The 18,732-nt window shown below is 64.3% G+C and carries 20 protein-coding genes; 4 read left to right on the top strand and 16 right to left on the bottom strand.

The window, feature by feature from the left end; genetic code table 11:
• Positions 1 to 3: 3 nt before the first annotated feature.
• Entirely contained in the window at positions 4 to 3,774 is a 3,771-nt protein-coding gene (locus tag H3H51_RS02935) for a sensor domain-containing protein (RefSeq protein ID WP_183087517.1), read from the top strand.
• A 46-nt stretch (positions 3,775 to 3,820) separates the two neighbouring features.
• Here the strand turns inward: H3H51_RS02935 and rimK are convergent, their stop codons facing one another.
• Both rimK and rimB read right to left on the bottom strand, forming a co-directional pair.
• Positions 3,821 to 4,726, bottom strand: coding sequence for a 30S ribosomal protein S6--L-glutamate ligase (gene rimK / locus H3H51_RS02930; RefSeq protein WP_183087516.1), 906 nt, complete (start codon positions 4,724 to 4,726; stop codon positions 3,821 to 3,823).
• Positions 4,723 to 5,190 (bottom strand): retropepsin-like aspartic endopeptidase RimB, encoded by a 468-nt coding sequence (rimB, locus tag H3H51_RS02925; RefSeq protein WP_183087515.1) that lies wholly within the window; start codon positions 5,188 to 5,190, stop codon positions 4,723 to 4,725. Before rimB ends, rimK begins: the two co-directional genes overlap by 4 nt.
• Before the next feature lie 98 nt (positions 5,191 to 5,288).
• On the opposite strand from rimB, the gene H3H51_RS02920 reads away from it, so the two are divergent.
• The 3 genes from H3H51_RS02920 to H3H51_RS02910 all read left to right on the top strand — a co-directional run bounded on the left by H3H51_RS02920 (position 5,289) and on the right by H3H51_RS02910 (position 8,367).
• Complete coding sequence (locus tag H3H51_RS02920; RefSeq protein ID WP_183087514.1) at positions 5,289 to 5,684, top strand: RNA-binding S4 domain-containing protein; 396 nt, start codon at positions 5,289 to 5,291, stop codon at positions 5,682 to 5,684.
• A gap of 96 nt (positions 5,685 to 5,780) precedes the next feature.
• A complete protein-coding gene (hslO, locus tag H3H51_RS02915) occupies positions 5,781 to 6,668 on the top strand; it encodes an Hsp33 family molecular chaperone HslO (RefSeq protein ID WP_183087513.1) in 888 nt (295 codons plus the stop codon).
• Positions 6,669 to 6,825: 157 nt separating this feature from the next.
• On the top strand, positions 6,826 to 8,367 hold the full coding sequence (locus tag H3H51_RS02910) for a phosphoenolpyruvate carboxykinase (RefSeq protein ID WP_183087512.1): 1,542 nt from the start codon (positions 6,826 to 6,828) through the stop codon (positions 8,365 to 8,367).
• Between the two features lie 92 nt (positions 8,368 to 8,459).
• Here H3H51_RS02910 and H3H51_RS02905 read toward each other — a convergent pair whose 3' ends face one another.
• The 14 genes from H3H51_RS02905 to proC all read right to left on the bottom strand — a co-directional run bounded on the left by H3H51_RS02905 (position 8,460) and on the right by proC (position 18,705).
• Entirely contained in the window at positions 8,460 to 8,885 is a 426-nt protein-coding gene (locus tag H3H51_RS02905; RefSeq protein WP_183087511.1) for a hypothetical protein, read from the bottom strand.
• 333 nt (positions 8,886 to 9,218) lie between these two features.
• Positions 9,219 to 9,473: a hypothetical protein gene (locus H3H51_RS02900; protein ID WP_183087510.1), complete on the bottom strand. Its 255-nt coding sequence runs from the start codon at positions 9,471 to 9,473 to the stop codon at positions 9,219 to 9,221.
• Between the two features lie 50 nt (positions 9,474 to 9,523).
• Complete coding sequence (locus H3H51_RS02895) at positions 9,524 to 9,847, bottom strand: DUF3392 domain-containing protein (protein ID WP_183087509.1); 324 nt, start codon at positions 9,845 to 9,847, stop codon at positions 9,524 to 9,526.
• Between the two features lie 99 nt (positions 9,848 to 9,946).
• Positions 9,947 to 11,107 (bottom strand): radical SAM family heme chaperone HemW, encoded by a 1,161-nt coding sequence (gene hemW, locus H3H51_RS02890; RefSeq protein ID WP_183087508.1) that lies wholly within the window; start codon positions 11,105 to 11,107, stop codon positions 9,947 to 9,949.
• Positions 11,104 to 11,700, bottom strand: coding sequence for an RdgB/HAM1 family non-canonical purine NTP pyrophosphatase (rdgB, locus tag H3H51_RS02885; RefSeq protein ID WP_183087507.1), 597 nt, complete (start codon positions 11,698 to 11,700; stop codon positions 11,104 to 11,106). Before rdgB ends, hemW begins: the two co-directional genes overlap by 4 nt.
• Positions 11,697 to 12,116 (bottom strand): DUF4426 domain-containing protein, encoded by a 420-nt coding sequence (locus tag H3H51_RS02880; protein ID WP_183087506.1) that lies wholly within the window; start codon positions 12,114 to 12,116, stop codon positions 11,697 to 11,699. Before H3H51_RS02880 ends, rdgB begins: the two co-directional genes overlap by 4 nt.
• Before the next feature lie 27 nt (positions 12,117 to 12,143).
• Positions 12,144 to 12,764 (bottom strand): methionine biosynthesis protein MetW, encoded by a 621-nt coding sequence (gene metW, locus H3H51_RS02875; protein WP_183087505.1) that lies wholly within the window; start codon positions 12,762 to 12,764, stop codon positions 12,144 to 12,146.
• A 2-nt stretch (positions 12,765 to 12,766) separates the two neighbouring features.
• On the bottom strand, positions 12,767 to 13,906 hold the full coding sequence (gene metX, locus H3H51_RS02870; RefSeq protein ID WP_183087504.1) for a homoserine O-succinyltransferase MetX: 1,140 nt from the start codon (positions 13,904 to 13,906) through the stop codon (positions 12,767 to 12,769).
• Between the two features lie 69 nt (positions 13,907 to 13,975).
• A complete protein-coding gene (locus tag H3H51_RS02865; RefSeq protein ID WP_183087503.1) occupies positions 13,976 to 14,587 on the bottom strand; it encodes a zeta toxin family protein in 612 nt (203 codons plus the stop codon).
• Between the two features lie 2 nt (positions 14,588 to 14,589).
• On the bottom strand, positions 14,590 to 14,772 hold the full coding sequence (locus H3H51_RS02860; RefSeq protein ID WP_183087502.1) for a hypothetical protein: 183 nt from the start codon (positions 14,770 to 14,772) through the stop codon (positions 14,590 to 14,592).
• A gap of 67 nt (positions 14,773 to 14,839) precedes the next feature.
• Positions 14,840 to 16,822, bottom strand: a complete 1,983-nt coding sequence (locus H3H51_RS02855; RefSeq protein WP_183087501.1) for a dynamin-like GTPase family protein — start codon at positions 16,820 to 16,822, stop codon at positions 14,840 to 14,842.
• Between the two features lie 137 nt (positions 16,823 to 16,959).
• Complete coding sequence (locus tag H3H51_RS02850) at positions 16,960 to 17,280, bottom strand: DUF167 domain-containing protein (protein ID WP_183087500.1); 321 nt, start codon at positions 17,278 to 17,280, stop codon at positions 16,960 to 16,962.
• Positions 17,281 to 17,874 carry a YggT family protein gene (locus H3H51_RS02845; RefSeq protein WP_183087499.1) on the bottom strand — a complete coding sequence of 198 codons (594 nt, stop codon included), beginning with the start codon at positions 17,872 to 17,874 and terminating at the stop codon, positions 17,281 to 17,283. It lies immediately after the preceding gene.
• Between the two features lie 9 nt (positions 17,875 to 17,883).
• Positions 17,884 to 18,705, bottom strand: coding sequence for a pyrroline-5-carboxylate reductase (proC, locus tag H3H51_RS02840; protein ID WP_183087498.1), 822 nt, complete (start codon positions 18,703 to 18,705; stop codon positions 17,884 to 17,886).
• Between the last annotated feature and the right edge of the window lie 27 nt (positions 18,706 to 18,732).

The raw sequence follows: 18,732 nt of genomic DNA, 5'->3' as shown, positions 1-18,732 counted from the left end.
AGCATGCCTGCCGTATTCGACCGACTGCCTCTCTGGAGCTGGTGGCTGCCATTGCCACTGCTGCATCTGGGAACCTGGCTGACCCTCGCCCTGGGCACCGTTGGCGGGGTGGCGCTCGGCTACGTGCCGTTCGCCCTCGGCCTGGCCTGCGTGCTCTGGTGGGGCCCGCGGGTGCTGCCGGCGGTTTACCTGAATGCGCTGTTCGGTGCCCTGCTCTGGGATGTTCCCTGGCCGCTGGCGGCCCTGCATGGCGTGCCGGAAACCCTCGGCCTGGCGCTGGCCTGGGCGCTGTTGCGGCATTACCGGGTCGAGGCGACCCTGTGCAGCCTGCCGCATCTGCTGCGTTTCTTTCTCTTCGGCGTGCTATTGCCTACGGCCTTGATGGCGCTGGCCATGCAAGGCGTGCAGGTGTTTGCCAGTGGCACCCTGGCGGTGGACTGGCTGCGGGTCAGCTTGGGCCTGTGCCTGGCGTACGGCCTGAGCAGCCTGGTGATCAGCATCCTGCTGCTGGCGGCGCTGACGCCGATCTTGCGGCGGCGAGGCTGGGTGCTGCCTGCGCTGGGTGAGGAAGAAGGGCCCTCGGCGGCCTGGCGCCATCTGCCGCCCTGGCCCTTGCTGCTGTTGCTGCTGGTCGGTCTGCCCTGGCTGTTGGGGTTGCTGCCCCTGGCGCTGACTTTGCCGTTGATCGGCTTGTCGATGCTCAGCCTGGGCTTGTTCTGGGGCTTTCCCGGGGCGCTTTGCGGGCTCGGCCTGACCGCTCTGGTCACCCTGTTGCCGCAGCTGGGCCAGGTGCGCAGCGGCGGCGAATGGCTCAACCCGCAGCGCGGCGAGCTGTACCTCAGTGTGCTGGTGCTGATGGTCGCGACCCTGCTGGTCGGTCGTGCGCTCAGCGATCTGCGCCGCACCCTCAAGCGCAGTGCGCTGATGCAGCGCGAGCTGGCCCTGGCCAACCTGGCGCTGCAGGCGTGCCCGCTGGGGGTGTCGATCTCCGATGTGCGCCAGTCGGGCGTGCCCTTCATCTATTGCAACCCGGCGCTGGAGCGCATCAGCGGCTATGCCCGCGAGGAAATTATCGGCAGCGACAGCCGCACCCTGGTCGGCAAGAACGACGAGCAGGGCGGCTTGCTGCGCATCCGCCAGGCCATCCAGCGCGGCATGCCGCACCAGGAGGTGCTGCGCAATTACCGCAAGGATGGCCGGCTGTTCTGGAACGAAGTGACCGTGGCGCCGCTGCTGGATGAACAGGGCCAGGTCAGCCATATCGTCGCCCTGAACAATGACGTGACTGAGCGCGAGCGCCAGGCCCAGGAGCTGGCCGCAAGCCGCGAGGAGCTGTTGCGTCAGGCCCACCTGCTGTCGCAGACCGAAGAAGTGGCCAATATCGGCGGCTGGGTGCTGAACCTGGCGGACCAGAGCATGTACTGGACCGACGGCTGCTTTCGCCTCAACGAGATGGACCCCGCCGGCGGCGCGCCGGACATGCAGGCCTCGCTGGATCGCTACGACGCGGAAAGCCAGAAACTGATGCAGCAAGCCCTTGAGGCGATCCTGCAGACGGGCAAACCCTACGACCTTGAAGTGCGCCTGATCGGCGCCAAGGGCACCGCGCGCTGGGTGCGCCTGAAAGGCTTCCCCGAGCGCGACGGTGAGCACACGTTGCGTATCTACGGCGCGATCCAGGACATCAGCGCACGCCGGCGCGCCGAACAGCAACTGCGCGAGCGCGACGAATGGCTGCGTCTGTTCTTCGAGGCGCCGTTGATCGGCATGGCGATGATCGGCCCGCAGCGCCAGTGGCTGGAGGTCAACCACAAGCTCTGCGATATCCTCGGGCGCAGCCGCGAGGAACTGCTCAACAGCCAGTGGCTGGAGATCACCCACACCGCCGATATCGAGCGCGAGGACCAGCTGTTCGAGGCCCTCGGCAACAACGAACGGGATGATTTCGAACTGGAAAAGCGCTTCCTGCGCCGCGACGGCAGCGTGGTCTACAGCCGCCTCAGCCTGCGCGCAGTGCGTGGCCAGAAGGGCAAGCTGGAAGCCTGCCTGGCGCTGATCGAAGACATCACCGCGCGCCACGACGCCGAGGCGCGCTACCGCACCCTGGTGCAGCACGCGCCGGAGGCGATCCTGCTGTTCAGCCCGAAGACCGGCATCGTCGATGCCAACGAAAATGCCGAGCGGCTGTTCCGCCTCGGGCGCGCCGAGCTGATGGGCAAGCGCCCGATCGACCTGACGCCGCCACGCCAAGCCAATGGCGAGGACTCCGAGGCTGCTGCGCTGAAGAATCTGGAAGCCGCCATCGGCGGCGGCACGCCGGTGTTCGAGTGGCTGCACCGCGACAGTGTCGGGCGCATGTTGCCGTGCGAGGTACGCCTGGTGCGCATGCCGGGCAAGCCGCTGCTGGTGCGCGCCAGCATCACCGATATTTCCGAGCGTCAGCGCTACCAGCGCGAGATCGAGCGGCTGGCCTATAGCGATGAGCTGACCGGCCTGCCCAATCGCCGCCTGCTGCAGGACCGCCTGCAGCATGCGATGACCCGCGAACTGCGCGACGGCAGCTTTGGCGCCTTGCTGTTTATTGACCTGGACCATTTCAAGACGGTCAACGACAGCCTCGGTCATCCGGTCGGCGATGCCTTGCTGCGCGAAGTGACCGCGCGCCTGGGCCGCTGCCTGCGCGCCGAGGACACCCTGGCGCGGCTTGGCGGTGACGAGTTCGTGGTGCTGCTCGAAGCCCTCGGCGAAACCCCCGAGCTGGCCGCCGAACACGCCGCCGAGGTGGGCGACAAGCTGCTCGGCAGCCTGCAGGGCAGCTACCGGGTGGAGGGCCATGAGTTGGCCGTCACTGCCAGCATCGGCATCACCCTGCACCCGCTGCCGGGGCAGGGCGCCGCCGATGTGCTGAAACAGTCCGACACGGCCATGTACCAGGCCAAGCAGGCGGGGCGTAACGCCCTGCATTTCTTCGCCCCGGAAATGCAGGCGGTGATCGACCAGCGCTTGCAGTTGCAGAGCGAGCTGCGCCAGGCCATGGCGCGCAACCAGCTGTACCTGGTGTTCCAGCCGCAACTGGCGCTGGCCGACAACCGCGTGGCCGGCGCCGAAGTGCTGCTGCGCTGGCGCCACCCGGAGCGCGGCGATATTCCGCCGGGGCAGTTCATCGCCCTGGCCGAGGAAACCGGGTTGATCCAGGAACTCGGTCACTGGGTGCTGGAACAGGCCTGCGCCAGCCTGGCCCGCTGGCAGGGGCAATGGCCGGACCTGGTGCTGGCAGTCAACCTCAGCCCACGCGAGTTGCGTCAGCCAGGCTGCGCCGAGCGGGTGCGTGCCTGCCTGGAGCGTCATGGCTTGCCGGCCCGTGCACTGGAACTGGAGATCACCGAGGGCGTGCTGCTGGAGGATGTCGAGCAGTGCATCGACGCCATGCAGGCGCTCAAGCATCTGGGCATCCGCTTCGCCATCGACGATTTCGGTACCGGCTACTCCTCGCTGACCTACCTCAAGCGCCTGCCGCTGGATCGATTGAAGATCGACCGCAGCTTCATCAATGACCTGGAAGGCGAAGCCAGCGGGCAGATGCTGGTCGAGACGATCCTGGTGATTGCACGCAATCTGGATCTGGAGTGTGTGGCCGAAGGCATCGAGAGCGATGCCCAGCTCGACTGGCTACGCCGTCATGGTTGTGCCCTGGGGCAGGGCTACCATTTCAGCCAGCCGTTGAGGGAGAGCGACTTCCTCACCTGGATGCAGGCCCGCAACGGCGCGTTGTAGGGCGGGGTACAGCCCGCGTTATTGATACGCGCGGGTGCGGGTTGGCTTAGCCCCGGCCCTTGGTGCGGGTCTGGCCGGGTTCGGCGTTCTTTTCCAGGTACTCGATGATGATCGCGGCCACGTCCTTGCCGGTGGTGGTCTCGATACCTTCCAGGCCGGGCGAGGAGTTCACTTCCATCACCAGCGGGCCGTGGTTGGAGCGCAGGATATCGACGCCGGCCACCGACAGGCCCATGACCTTGGCGGCGCGGATCGCGGTCATGCGTTCTTCTGGGGTGATCTTGATCAGGCTGGCGCTGCCGCCACGGTGCAGGTTGGAGCGAAATTCACCGGGCTTGGCCTGGCGCTTCATCGCCGCGATCACCTTGTCGCCGACCACGAAGCAGCGGATGTCGGCGCCGCCGGCTTCCTTGATGTACTCCTGCACCATGATGTTCTGCTTGAGACCCATGAACGCCTCGATCACCGATTCCGCAGCCTTCTCGGTTTCACACAACACCACGCCGATGCCCTGGGTACCTTCCAGCACCTTGATCACCAGCGGTGCGCCGTTGACCATCTGGATCAGGTCGGGAATGTCGTCCGGCGAGTGGGCGAAGCCGGTCACCGGCAGGCCGATGCCGCGTCGCGACAGCAGTTGCAGCGAGCGCAGCTTGTCGCGCGAGCGGCTGATCGCCACCGACTCGTTGAGCGGGAACACGCCCATCATCTCGAACTGGCGCAGCACCGCGCAGCCATAAAAGGTCACCGAGGCACCGATCCGCGGGATCACCGCATCGAAACCTTCCAGCGGGCGGCCGCGGTAGTGGATCTGCGGCTTGTGGCTGGCGATGTTCATGTAGGCGCGCAGGGTGTCGATCACGATGACTTCATGGCCGCGCGCCTCGCCGGCTTCCACCAGGCGGCGCGTGGAGTACAGGCGTGGGTTGCGCGACAGGATGGCGATCTTCATTGGGCACCGGAAGCAGAGGGTAATTGCGGTTTGTCTTGCACGTAGGTCAGCGCCGGGTTGACCACCAGTTGCCCGGTGACCAGCGCCTTGGAGCCGAGCAGCACGCGGTAGCGCATGGTCTTGCGGCAGGCCAGGGTGAATTCCACCGGCCATTGTCGATCACCCAGCATGAGCAGGGTGCGGATCACGTAGCGACTCTGCGTGTGGCCGTTGGAGCTCTTGATGGTTTTCACCGTGACCAGCGGCGCTTCGCAGCGATGGCGGCGCTGCACCACCGTGCCGAAGTGCGCGGTGAAGCGCACCCAGCCCACCCCGTCGCGCTCGAAGGGCTGGATGTCGCTGGCGTGCAGGGTCGAGGTGCTGGCACCGGTATCGATCTTCGCGCGCAGGCCGACCATGCCCAGGTCAGGCAGGTTGATCCATTCACGCAGGCCGATGACCGAGAGTTGATCGAACGTCTTCAATACAGGCTTTCCGCAGGCAGTGCAGGCATTCTAGATGTCCCATATGACAACTGCATCAGGCAAGATTCAGACCTGCGACAGACTTTTCCGAGTGAGTGATGAGCGACAAAGACGACGACAAGGTCCGCCTGGACAAATGGCTGTGGGCGGCGCGCTTCTACAAGACCCGTGCCCTGGCCAAGGAGGCGATCGAAGGCGGCAAGGTGCACTGCCGTGGCGAGCGCTGCAAACCCTCGAAGGAGCCCCGGCTGGGTGACGAGTTTGTCATCCGCACCGGCTTCGAGGAGCGCACGGTGGTGGTGCGTGCGCTGTCCGTGGTGCGCCGCGGCGCGCCCGAGGCGCAACTGCTGTACGAGGAGACCGCCGACAGCCTGAGCCGCCGCGAAGCCGCCACAGAGCTGCGCAAGGCCGGTGCCATCGGCCTGCAAACGGACGGTCGGCCGAGCAAGAAACAGCGCCGGCAGCTGCAGAGTTTTCGTGGCGGGCAGGACTGATAGAGCGCTGCAAAACCATCGATAGACAACCGGCCCTTGGTCGCGCCGGGCTTTGCGCCTAAAATCGCCGGCCCTGAAACCACGCAGAGTCCGGGCATGTCCGACTTCACTCAACGTTTCCTGTTCGACGACTCCGATGTGCGCGGCGAACTGGTCAGCCTCGGCCAGAGCTACCAGCACGTACTGGCCAAGCATTCCTACCCGCAGCCGGTCGCCCAGTTGCTGGGCGAGATGCTGGCTGCCGCGGCCCTGCTGGTCGGCACCCTGAAGTTCGACGGCCTGCTGATTCTGCAGGTGCGCTCGTCCGGCGCGGTGCCGCTGCTGATGATCGAATGCTCCAGCGAGCGTGAAGTGCGTGGCATCGCCCACTACCATGCCGAGCAGATCGGCGCCGATGCCGGCCTGCGCGAGCTGATGCCCGATGGCGTGCTGGCCCTGACCGTCGACCCGAAGCAGGGTCAGCGCTACCAGGGGATCGTCGATCTCGATGGTGAGACCCTGGCCGATTGCCTGTCCAACTACTTTGCCACCTCCGAGCAACTGTCCACGCGCTTCTGGCTGCACGCCGATGGTCAGCGCGCCCGTGGCCTGCTGCTGCAACAACTGCCGGTGGATCGCCTGCCCGACGCGGACGAGCGCGAAGCCAGCTGGCAGCACGTGCTGACCCTGGCCAACACGCTGACCGCCGAGGAGCTGCTGGGCCTGGACAACGAGACCGTGCTGCATCGCCTCTACCACGAGGACACCGTGCGCCTGTTCGAGCCGCAGGCGTTGTGTTTCCGCTGCAGCTGCTCGCGTGAGCGCTCGTCGCGGGCGCTGATCAGCCTCGGCGAGCCCGACGCGATGGCGCTGCTGGCCGAGCACGATGGCCAGGTGGTGATCGACTGCCAGTTCTGCAACGAACGCTATGCCTTCGATGCCGCCGATGTGACCCAACTGTTCGCCGGTGGCGGCAGTCAGGACCCCTCGGCAACCCGCCACTGACCAATAGCGTGCGTCTATCGACCGCGTTTACGGATCAGAGGCTGCCAAGGAGCGTGCTTTTCTGGCATACTCCCGCGACTTTTTTATCGCTGTAGTGACGTATCGAGCCCACTACAGAATGTTCGGAAGACTCGGCCAGTGGCCGACGGGGATCCTCATGACGCAAGCCAATAACGCCGTGTACACCGATATCAGCGCTGCCCAACTGGTCGAAGAGGCCATTCGTCGGGGTGAAGGCGAACTGGCCGCCAACGGCTCTCTGGTCGTCCGTACCGGTCACCGCACCGGCCGTTCCCCGGCCGACCGTTTCATCGTGCAAGAGCCGAGCACCGAGGCGAAAATCGCCTGGGGCGCAATCAACCGTCCGTTCCCGGCCGACAAGTTCGATGCCCTGTGGGATCGCGTTGAAGCCTTCAACAATGCCCAGGAACACTTCGTTTCCTATGTGCACGTAGGTTCCGCCGACGCGCATTACCTGCCGGTCAAGATGACCACCCAGACTGCCTGGCAGAACCTGTTCGGTCGTTGCCTGTTCATCAACCCGGAAACCTACAACCCGGGCGCCCGGGACGAGTGGCAGATCCTCAACGTTGCCAACTTCGAGTGCGTGCCTGAGCGTGACGGCACCAACTCCGATGGCTGCGTGATCCTCAACTTCGCCGCCAAGAAAGTCCTGATCGCCGGCATGCGTTACGCCGGTGAAATGAAGAAAGCCATGTTCTCCGTGCAGAACTTCCTGCTGCCGGATGCCGACGTGCTGCCGATGCACTGCGCCGCCAACATCGGTGAAGAAGGCGACGTGACCCTGTTCTTTGGTCTGTCCGGCACCGGCAAGACCACCCTGTCGGCTGACGAAAGCCGTTACCTGATCGGCGACGACGAGCACGGCTGGGGTGTGGGCGTGGTGTTCAACATCGAAGGCGGTTGCTATGCCAAGTGCATCGACCTGTCCGAGAAGAACGAGCCGGTGATCTGGAAAGCCATCCAGTTCGGCGCCGTACTGGAGAACGTGGTTCTCGACGAGAACCGTGTACCGGACTACGCCGACGACAGCCTGACCCAGAACAGCCGTGCGGCCTACCCGCTGGAGCTGATCGAGAAGCGCTCCGAGAAGAACCTCGGTGGCGAGCCGAACGCTGTGATCTTCCTGACCTGCGACCTGACTGGCGTACTGCCGCCGGTGTCGATCCTCAGCGAAGAGCAGGCGGCCTACCACTTCCTGTCCGGCTACACCGCGCTGGTCGGTTCCACCGAAATGGGCAGCGGCGGCGGCATCAAGTCGACCTTCTCCACCTGCTTCGGCGCGCCGTTCTTCCCGCGTCCGGCTGGCGAATACGCCGAGCTGCTGATCAAGCGTATCCGCGGCTTCGGCTCCAAGGTTTACCTGGTCAACACCGGCTGGACCGGTGGCGGCTACGGCGTCGGCAAGCGCTTCAACATTCCGACCACCCGTGGTGTGATTGCAGCGATCCAGAGCGGCGCGCTGATCGGTACCGAAACCGAGCAACTGCCGATCATCAACCTGAGCGTGCCGAAGGCCGTTCCGGGCGTCGAAACCAACCTGCTCAACCCGCGCAACACCTGGGCTGACCAGAACGCCTACGACGAAGCCGCCAAAGGCCTGGCTGGTCTGTTCATCGAGAACTTCAAGAAGTTCGACGTGTCCGACGCCATCCGCAACGCCGGCCCGCAGCTGTAAGAGGTCGCTCAGGCCTTGAGCACCTTCTAGCTGTAGCGCCATAGAAAAAGCCGCCCTCGGGCGGCTTTTTTGTGCGCTGCTGTCAGTACAGATCAGGCACGGGTATCAACGTACGGCTCCGGTTGCACCGGTTTTGCGTCGGGCCGCTCTGGGCGGTTGGTGTTGCTATCGATGTTCTGGGCCAGCTCGTTGCGGCGCACATCGTCACGCAGTTCCAGTGCTGTTTCCACCGTGCTCGGCTGGCTGTCGATCTCGCCTTCGCTGGCTACTGCCAGATACGTATCGATTTGCCGCTGCTGGCTGGTGGCGCTGTACAACTGAGTGGCGGCGCTACGCCGGTTGGATTGGCTCAGCTCCTTGCTTTCCTGCTGTTCGGTGACTCGATCAGCGGCGCGGTCGACGGCGGTATTCACTTGCTCCGGACTAACCGGTGAGCTGGGTGACTCCGCAGCTTGACCCGCTTTCTTGATGATCTGGGTCGAGAGAGGCAGGGTGCTGCTGTAGCTGGATACCTGCATGCCGTTCTCCTGTGTGACTCCACTGGTTTCAATCTACCTCTGAAACCCCGTGCGGGTTAGACGGATTGGCGATAGTGCCGCCGTTGTAGTTCGAGCTTTCACCACAGTGCAGAGCGCTCCGGCCGCCGTCTGTCGACGCAGCCCGGTGATGCTGCGTCGCGGCCTAGTCGGCGGTCGGCGTCATGGCCTTGTCGGCGCGGTGCGTCGCGCTTTCGGCCAGGGCGCCTGGGCTGAACAGGCTGGCGATGATCAACAGCAGAGGAGCGATGCGCTTCATGGTGCCTCCGGATGGTCAGGGGGAGGACGGCTCATTCTTGTTGTGGTGACGGCGACCTAGTCGATCACTTCCGCGCCCTGGATGGTCAGCTCCGGCAGCGCGGCAGGCATTGGGCAGATCTGCAGGTACTTGATGCTCTCGCGCGGGATCATCAGCAGGTCGCCATCTACCTCGATGCTCAGAAAAGGCGATTCCAGCTGTTTGCGCAAGGCCCGCGCGACGACTGCCGGGTCTTCGACCTGCCGTGGGAAGCGCAGAGCCAGGCGTTGGCCGTCCTGAAAATACAGGTAGAGGTGCTTGATGGGTTTCATCGGCTCTCCTTGAGCGGGCAGTGGCTGCCCGCACGGAGAATGCCGGAGGGTCAGCTGCGGTCGGCCAACACGCCGATCAGGAAGAAGACTAGTAGCAGCACTGGCGCCAGGGTGAAGTTGTTGAAATAACCCAGCCCATGGGACAGCCAGGGCGTGAGGAAAACGATCGCCAGGCCATAGCCGACCGCGCAGACCAGGACGAAGATCAGCGTGCGCAGGAAGAAGTTGAAGCTGGCAATCGAGCGCTGCACCCAGGCGTTGATCCCCGGCCCGAACAGCACGAAGAGGGTGGCCATGATGGCCAGGGAAATGTCGTACAGATTGCCGCGGCACCAGCGCGAGAGGGTGGCGATCAGGTCGAGCAGCAGATCCATGGGTTGTCCTTATTGTCGGTAGAGATCGAGCGTGCGGGGCAGTTTACCGTCTGTCGCCGGGGCTGCCGAGTCTGCTGTAGCGACTGTGTGGGACGCGCCTCAGGGCAGGAAGTGTTGCAGCAGGTCGTTGAGAAACAGCTGTCCCTCGCGGCTGGCAGTCAGGCGTTGCGGGTCGGTCAGCAGCAGCTTGCGGGCTTCGGCTTCGCGCCGCGCGCCGTCCAGTTGCGCCAGCGGCAGCCCGGTACGTTCACTGAACAGGGCGGCAGGCACGCCATCGGTCAGGCGCAGTACGTTCATCAGAAACTCGAACGGCAGTTCCTCGCCAGCCAGTACGCGCTCGCCGGCTTGGAAGGCCTTGCCCGGGTCGAGATAGTCCTTGGGCAGGCGGGTCTTCCAGGTGCGCACGATATGCCCAGCCGGGCTGCTCAGCTTGGCATGGGCGCCGGCGCCGATGCCGAGGAAGTCGCCGAAGGTCCAGTAGTTGAGGTTGTGCCGCGCCGGCTTGCCGGGCTGGGCGTAGGCAGACACTTCGTACTGGGCGTAACCCTGTTCCGCGATCAGGGCCTGGCCGGCTTCCTGGATGTCCCACAGCAAGTCGTCTTCCGGCAGCTGCGGCGGCTGGCTCCAGAACACCGTGTTCGGCTCCATGGTCAGCTGGTACCAGGACAGGTGCGTCGGGCCCTGGGCGATGGCGGTGCGCAGGTCGAACAGGGCGTCGTCGATGCTCTGCTCGGGTAGGCCGTGCATCAGGTCGAGGTTGAAATTGTCGAAGCCGGCGGCGCGCGCCATGTCGGCGGCGCGGATCGCCTCATTGCCGTCGTGGATGCGGCCCAAGGCCTTGAGCTTGGCTTCCTGGAAGCTCTGCACGCCAATCGACAGGCGATTGATGCCGAGGCTGCGGTAGTCGCGGAACTTGGCCTGCTCGAAGGTGCCGGGGTTGGCTTCCAGGGTGATCTCGATATCGCGGGCGAAACGTACGCGTTGTTCGACCCCGATCATCAGCCGGCCGAGGGCCTTGGCCGAGAACAGGCTGGGCGTGCCGCCGCCGAAGAAGATCGAGGTCAGCTCGCGGCCGTGGACATGCACCAGATCGGCATCCAGGTCGGCCAGCAGGGCGTCGACATACTCCTCTTCCGGCAGCGTGGGACCGGCGGCGTGGGAGTTGAAGTCGCAGTACGGGCATTTGCGCACGCACCACGGAATGTGGATATACAGGGCAAGAGGCGGGAGCTGGAAGCTCCCGCCGATGGGGCTGTTCATGCCAGCCCCAGGCGTTGCTTGAACAGGGCCATGGCGCGGGCGCGGTGGCTGATCTGGTTTTTCTCGGCAGCCGGCAGCTCGGCGCTGGAGCAGTTGCGTTCGGCGACCCAGAACAGCGGGTCGTAGCCGAAGCCCTGTTCGCCGCGTGCCTCGCGCAAGATGCTGCCGTGCCAGAGGCCTTCGCAGAGGATCGGCAGCGGGTCGTCGGCATGCCGTACCAGCGCCAGGGCGCAGACGAACTGGGCGCCGCGCTCGGCATCCGGCACATCCTTGAGGGCGTCCAGCAGCTTGGCGTTGTTGGCGGCATCACCCTGGCCATCGGCATAGCGCGCCGAATAGATGCCGGGCGCGCCGCCAAGGAAGTCCACCGCCAGGCCGGAGTCGTCGGCCAGTGCCGGCAGGCCGGACACCCGCGCGGCATTGCGCGCCTTGAGGATGGCGTTCTCGACGAACGACAGGCCGGTTTCTTCCGGTTCGATACTGGAGAACTCGCCCACCGAGCGCACGCGTACGTGTTCGCCGAGCATGGCCTGGAGTTCCTTGAGTTTGCCGGCGTTATGGCTGGCGAGTACGAGTTCGGTGAAGGGCATCATGGCTCCGGAAACACTTCCTGGTCGAAGCTGAAGCTGTTCGGCGTGCTGTCGCCGACTTCCACGCTGAGGCTGAACTTGAGCATCTCGCGCTCATTCATCGGGAATTCGGCGAGGTAATACACGGCGCCGCTTTCCAGCACCTGCTTGAAGTTCAGGACGGTGGTCTGCCCGAGCAGGTTCTTGATCTGCCCGCTGACCTGCGCTGGCTGGCCCTTGCCGTCCTTCAGCACGGCGACGTTGAGCACGCCGCCGGTCTTGCTGCGGGTCAGGCCGGCAGCTGCTGCGATGTCCGGCTGCAGGAAGCTGGAGTTGAATACGCTGTAGTGCACGTCGAGGTCGCCGAAGCTCTGCTTGCGTTCGGCAAGGGCGGGCAGGGCAACGAGCAGGCACAACAGCAGAGAGGCAAAGCGACGCATGGAAACCTCCGAGGGGCGTCAGGCGGTTTAGACGGCTACGCGGTGATCGGCCAGGCCGGGCCCGCTGACGCGATAGATGCCGATCTCTCCCAACAGATTAGGCCAAAGCCGGCTGCCGAGATTGTGGCGGTGTGCGTGATCCACAGCCAGGCGCTCCTCGACGCGTGCGCCTTGTGCCAGGCACAGGCGCTCGAAGTCTTCGAAGGTGCAGAAGTGGATGTTTGGCGTGTTGTACCAGGTGTAGGGCAGGAACTCCGACACCGGCATGCGGCCCTTGCTGGTCAGGTACCAGCGGCAGCGCCAGTGGCCGAAGTTGGGGAAGGTGATGATGCAGGTTTTGCCGACCCGCAGCATTTCCGCCAGCACCTTGTCCGGGTAGCGCAGGGCTTGCAGCGACTGGGTCATCACTACCACGTCGAAGCTGTTGCTGGCGAAGTTACCGAGGCCCTGGTCGAGGTCCTGCTCGATCACGTTGACGCCGCGCTCGATGCAGGTGGCGATCTTGTCGCCGTCGATTTCCAGGCCATAGCCGCTGACGTGCTTGTTGGCACCCAGCCAGGCCAGCAGTTCGCCGTCGCCGCAACCCAGGTCGAGCACGCGACTACCGGCAGGAATCCACTCCTGAATGATTTCCAGATCAGCGCGCATGCTTATACCTCGATCCGCTTCATGTAACCGCCGAAGGCCTGCAGGTAGCGCGGGATCGGAATGAGGAAGGCGTCGTGGCCTTGCGGTGCGTCGATTTCCAGGTAGCTGACGTTCTTGTTGGCGGCCAGCAGGGCGTCGACGATTTCCCGCGAGCGGGCCGGCGAGAAGCGCCAGTCGGTGGTGAAGGACATCACGCAGAAGTCGGCCTTGACCCCCGCCAGGGTCTTGGCCAGGTCGTCGCCGTGGCTGCCGGCGGGGTCGAAGTAATCCAGCGCCTTGGTCATCAGCAGGTAGGTGTTGGCGTCGAAACGCCCGGAGAACTCCTCGCCCTGGTAGCGCAGGTAGCTCTCGACCTGGAATTCGACACTGTGGAAGTCGTAGTTGAGCTTTTCGCTCTTCAGGCCGCGGCCGAATTTCTCGCCCATGGCGTCATCCGACAGGTAGGTGATGTGGCCGACCATGCGCGCCAGCATCAGGCCGCGCTTGGGGATCACCCCTTGTTCCTGGAAGTGCCCACCGTGGAATTCCGGGTCGGTGAGGATGGCCTGGCGCGCCACTTCGTTGAAGGCGATGTTCTGCGCCGAAAGCTTGGGCGCGGAGGCGATGCACAGGCAGTGGCGGATGCGCTCGGGGTAGCTGATGGCCCACTGCAGGGCCTGCATGCCGCCGAGGCTGCCGCCGACTACCGCGGCCCATTGGCCAATGCCGAGCAGGTCGGCCAGACGCGCCTGGCTGTGTACCCAGTCTTCCACGGTCATCACCGGGAAGTCGGCGCCGTAGACCTTGCCGTTGGCCGGGTTGAGGCTGCTGGGGCCGGTGGAACCGTTGCAACCGCCGAGGTTGTTCAGGCTGACCACGAAGAATTTGTTGGTGTCGATCGGCTTGCCGGGGCCGATGCAGCTGTCCCACCAGCCGGGCTTGCGCTCGTCCGTGCTGTGGTAGCCGGCGGCGTGATGGTGACCGGAAAGCGCGTGGCAGATCAGTACGGCGTTGCTGGCCGTGGCGTTGAGCGTGCCGTAGGTCTCGTAGACCAGTTGGTAGTCATGCAGCGTGCGCCCGCAGACCAGCGCCAGCGGCTCGCTGAACTGCACAGTCTGCGGCGTGACCAGGCCTACGGAGTCTTCGGGGAAAACAGTCGGCATCGACCCTGCTCTTGATCCAGGAAAGTGCAGCAGTCTAAAGAGCGCGCTTTGGTGCAGCAAGCAAGGAGGTTACCTGGGAAGGTATTGCCGGATCTCAAGCGCCCATTCCGGGATGGCTGGCTCATCGACATATGACTTGCAGAGCTTGCCTTCCCGGGTGCGGAAGAGCAGTTGAGGCTCCTGACCATCAATGGAGTTGTCGTAGATGTACAGGCGATCAACAAACGATGCCAAGCTCATGCAGTTAACGATTGATTTGGTATAGCGAGAGACAATTTTGCTGATCAGCACTTCGTGACCACCGTCCATGAAGCGATAGGTGATGCGCGAGGCGTTGATTGCAGGGTGGGAGGTGCTGACGAAGAAAATGCGAACAAAAAAGCCTGCGTTAATCGCTCTCTGGATAAACTCAACTTTGTCGTCAGTAGACAGGACGGTTTCGAAAGCTAGGCTGCGCTTTTCGTTCAGGCAGGCTTCTCGCAGCAGTTGTGCCTTGTCTGCTGCTTTGGTGAATGCCTCTTCGGAGTTCCAGCCACCGAATTCTTCTTGGGCAATTTCGTCCGGATTGACGAATGTGCATCCTTCAAGCCAATGGTGTTGCCGAAGCATTTCGGTTATCGATGTCTTGCCCGAGCCATTGGGGCCCGCAAAAACAACAAGTTTTGGCTTTTGCTCGTGCATGCTCAAGCTTGCTTCGAGTTGGCCTGATGCTTGGCTTTAAGGGCTTCTGACAAGGATTGGCGCAGATTACTGTCCACACGCTGCACGCGTATTTGAGCTGCCTGACGAACTTGCACCATTACGCGGGAAAGTTGCGCGTCTCCTGGATCTTCCTGTGAAGAGATCAGGTTGAATTCAGGTTTCATCCATTTGCCTCGCTAGGTGTCTCATGCGTGGAGCATAGGACGGCTGCGCATATCCGCCAAGCGGAAATCATTCACAAGAGCCCTGCTGGCGTGCTACACCGGGCAGGCTGACCACCTTGCCCTGGCGCTGGATCGGTGCGGGGCGGCGCAGGGCGCGGAGCATTTCGTTGGCCTGGCTCAGCTGGGTCTCCAGTTCGGCGACATAGCGCGACAGCTGCTGACCACGCTGGCGCGTCTGCTGGGTTTCCTGGGCCAGGGCCTTGAGCCGCAGCATGTGGGTTTCCAGCAGCTGCTTGTGCTCCATGGTGTGCTGCATCAGCGGCATCAGGGCATCGTTGGCCCACTGCTCGGCTTCGATGCGCAGGCGCTGGTGCAGGCCGATGACTTCCTGCACCAGGGTGGCGAAGAAGCGTCGGGTCAGGCTGCGCTGCTCGGTGAGCAGGGTGCGCAGGTGCAGGCGGAACTGGTCGGCCTTCTTGTGCAGCTGCTGCAGCTCGCGCAGGTAGCGCTTGCTGTTGAACTGCGGCGCGTCGACCCCGTGCAGCGGGTTTTCTTCGTTGTGCCGGCGGTAGATGGCCGCGACCATCTTGTTGGCCATCTCGGCTTCCTGGCTCAGGCTGCCGAGGTCATGGTCGACCGAGCGGAAGAAATTGAGGATGGCCTGGTTGATGCCGAGGGTGGTCCAGCTGCCGCTCAGGCCTTCACGGACCTTGGCCAGGTGGTCTTCCAGGCGCTCCGGGCGCACGGCGTTGCGCAACAGGTCGCCCTGGCGCTTGAGCAGGCGCTGGTTGGTCTTCAGGCCGAGCAGGCGCTTGTGGTGCTGGCTGTGGTCTTCCTTGGTCTTGGCGGTCAGCTCGAAGAGCATCTGGCCGTTGTCCTGCTGGTGCCCGGAGAGCAGTTGCTGCTGCTCGCGGACCTTGTCCAGGCGCAGCGTCAGCACATGTTGGCTGTTGTTGAGCAGGGCCAGCACCTGGTTGACCACGCGGTCTTCGATCAGGCGTTCCTTCTGCGCCACGATACGGTCGCACAGCAGGTTCTCCAGGTCGGCGAGCTGGCTGCGAGCGAGCAGCGGGCCGTCCTTGCGCACCTTGGCGAGCAGGGCCTGCTTGGCCGACAGCGGCAGCACATGGCTGGGGCTGATGCCCAGCTGCTTGGCGGTGTCGTTGCGCACCACGCCGATGGCCTTCTGTACGTAGTCTTCGCCGGCCAGGTCGTCCCACAGCACGTCGATCTTGTTCAGCACGGCGAACAGACTGGCCTGGGTGTCGTCGTCCAGCTGACGGATGTGTTGCTGCCAGATGCTCATGTCGCTGGCGGTGACGCCGGTGTCGGCGGCCAGCAGGAACAGGATCGCCTGGGCGTTGGGCAGCATCGACAGGGTCAGTTCCGGTTCGCTGCCGAGGGCATTCAGCCCCGGCGTGTCGAGGATGCGCAGGCCCTGGCGCAGCAGCGGATGATCGAAGTTGACCATCGCATGGCGCCAGGCGGGCACCAGCACCAGGCCGGGCTTGCCGGCGGACTCGAGCATTTCCGGGAGGAAGCCGAGCTGGATCGCCTGCTCGACCGGCATCGGCTTGGTCTTGGCCACCTGGGCGAAGGCCAGGGTCATGTTGTTCGGGTCGGTGATATCCAGCGGGATGTTCACCCAGTGCCGGGGGATGCGCTTGAACTGCGCCACGCTGGCTTCGGCCGCGCGGGTTTCGATCGGCAGCAGGCGGATGTAGGAGCGTTCGGAGCTGGGGTCGAAGAACAGCTCGGTAGGGCACATGGTGGTGCGCCCGGCATGCGAAGGCAGCATGCGCTGGCCGTATTCGGAGAAGAACAGGCTGTTGATCAGCTCGGTCTTGCCGCGGGAGAACTCGCCGACGAAGGCCAGGGTGATGTGGTCGGTGCGCAGCAGGCGCAGGGCACGATCCAGGCGCGCGTCCACCGCTTCCGAGCCGAGGCGGTTCTGCACCAGCCAGCTGCGGTAGCGGGTGATCTCGCGGATCAGCTCGCGCTTCCAGGCAACGTAGGCATCAACCTGCTGACTGAGTCGTTCCATGCTCATCCAGACACTCCTCGAGTAACGCGTCCTGCGTGATAGGGGTACAACAGGTGCGGCGAACATCCACGGGGTATTGCCCGGGATTTTGCCGGAGATGCCTGCATTATGCGGGGGGGATCGCCGGCGTCAATCGCTCTCGTTCACAACTCCGGCCTGGTGGTCGCGCTGGATGACCAAGCGGTCAACCCGGGGAGCGCAGGCAGACGTTGTGGCGCATGGATGCGTACGCGCTTGTGCCGGTTCAACTCGCCGCTTTCCAGGCTGACCTGGCTCTTCGCTACGCCGAACGCCTTGCCGAGAAAGGCCAGCAGGTGCGCGTTGGCCTTGCCTTCCACCGGTGGCGCGGTGAGGCGGATTTTCAGCCGTTCGCCGTGCAGGCCGGCAAACTCGTCGCTGCTGGCCTTGGGCTGGAGGTGGCAATCGAGGATGAGGTCGTCGCCATCCCAGCGGTACCAGCCCATTCAGATGAAGGGACTGAGAATCGACGGCATGCCGGTCATGGCGGCGAGGTTGCCGATGACGAAGCGGTCCAGCAAGTTCAGCGCGATAAAGGCGAAGATCGGCGAGATATCCAGGCCGCCCAGGCTGGGGATCAGCTTGCGGAACGGCGCCAGCAGCGGCTCGCAGATCTGGTTGACCAGCTGCGCGCCCGGGTTGTAGCTGCCGGGGGCGACCCAGGAGAGGATCACGCTGATGATCATGGCGAAGAAGAAGATCTTCAGGAACAGCGAGGTCACCGCGATCATCGTCCACACCAGCAGCTGCAGGCCGACCGCGGCGGGGTTGGCGCCGGCCAGCGCGACGATGATCACCATCAGCAGCAGTTGCACCAGGATCGCCAGCGCCAGTGAGGCCAGGTCCAGGCCGCCGAAGCCGGGAATGATCCGGCGCAGCGGCTTGAGCAGTGGCTGGGTGGCTTTCACTGTGAACTGACTGAGGGGGTTGTAGAAGTCGGCGCGCACCAGTTGCAGGATGAAGCGCAGCAGGACGATCAGCAGGTACAGGCTGCCGAGGGTCTGGATGATATAGATGAGGGCTTCGGTGAATCCGGTCATGAAGGCTCCTTATTGACCCAGTTGTTCGGCAAGTTCGGCAGAGCGGTTGGCGGCGGCATCCAGCGCTTGCTGGACCAGCGCCTCGAAGCCACCGGCCTGGAAGGTTTTGATCGCGGCTTCGGTGGTGCCGTTGGGCGAGGTTACCCGGCGGCGCAGCTCAGCGGCATCTACATCGCTCTCGATGGCCATGCATGCGGCGCCCAGGGCGGTCTGCTGGGTCAGTTGTTCGGCAATCGCGCGCGGCAGGCCGAGGCGTTCACCGGCGGCGGTCATCGCCTCTATTAATAGGAAGAAGTAGGCCGGGCCGCTGCCAGAGACGGCGGTGACCGCGTCGATCTGCTGCTCTTCCTCCAGCCACAGGGCCAGGCCGACGGCAGACAGCAGTTGCTCGGCCAGCTGGCGCTGCGTTGCACTGACTGCCGCGTTGGCGTACAGGCCGCTGACACCCTGGCGCAGCAGCGCCGGTGTGTTCGGCATGCAGCGCACGATTGGGCGAGCGGCGCCCAGCCAGTTGGCCAGGCTGGCGCAGCTGATGCCGGCGGCGATGGAGACGATCAGCTGTCCGTCGGCCAGGCTCGGTGCCAGGGCCTGGCACACACCCTTGAGCACTTGTGGCTTGGTCGCCAGGACGATCACGTCGGCACCGGCGATGGCCTCGGCATTGCTCTCGAACAGTTCGATGCCGTACTCGGCGGCGACTTTCGCCCGTTGCTCGGCGCCCGGGTCGCTGGCGCGGATATGGCTGGCCGGGATGCCCTGGGCGAGCAGGCCGCCGATCAGGCTGGCGGCCATGTTGCCGGCGCCGATGAAGGCGATACGCGGGTGAGTCATCTGCTTGCTTCCTTTATTCCAGTGTTG

Origin of the sequence: Aquipseudomonas ullengensis (assembly GCF_014174475.1) — a bacterium.
Lineage (GTDB): Bacteria > Pseudomonadota > Gammaproteobacteria > Pseudomonadales > Pseudomonadaceae > Aquipseudomonas > Aquipseudomonas ullengensis.
Note: the sequence above shows the minus strand (reverse complement) of the source record. Positions and strands in the feature narration are given on the sequence as shown.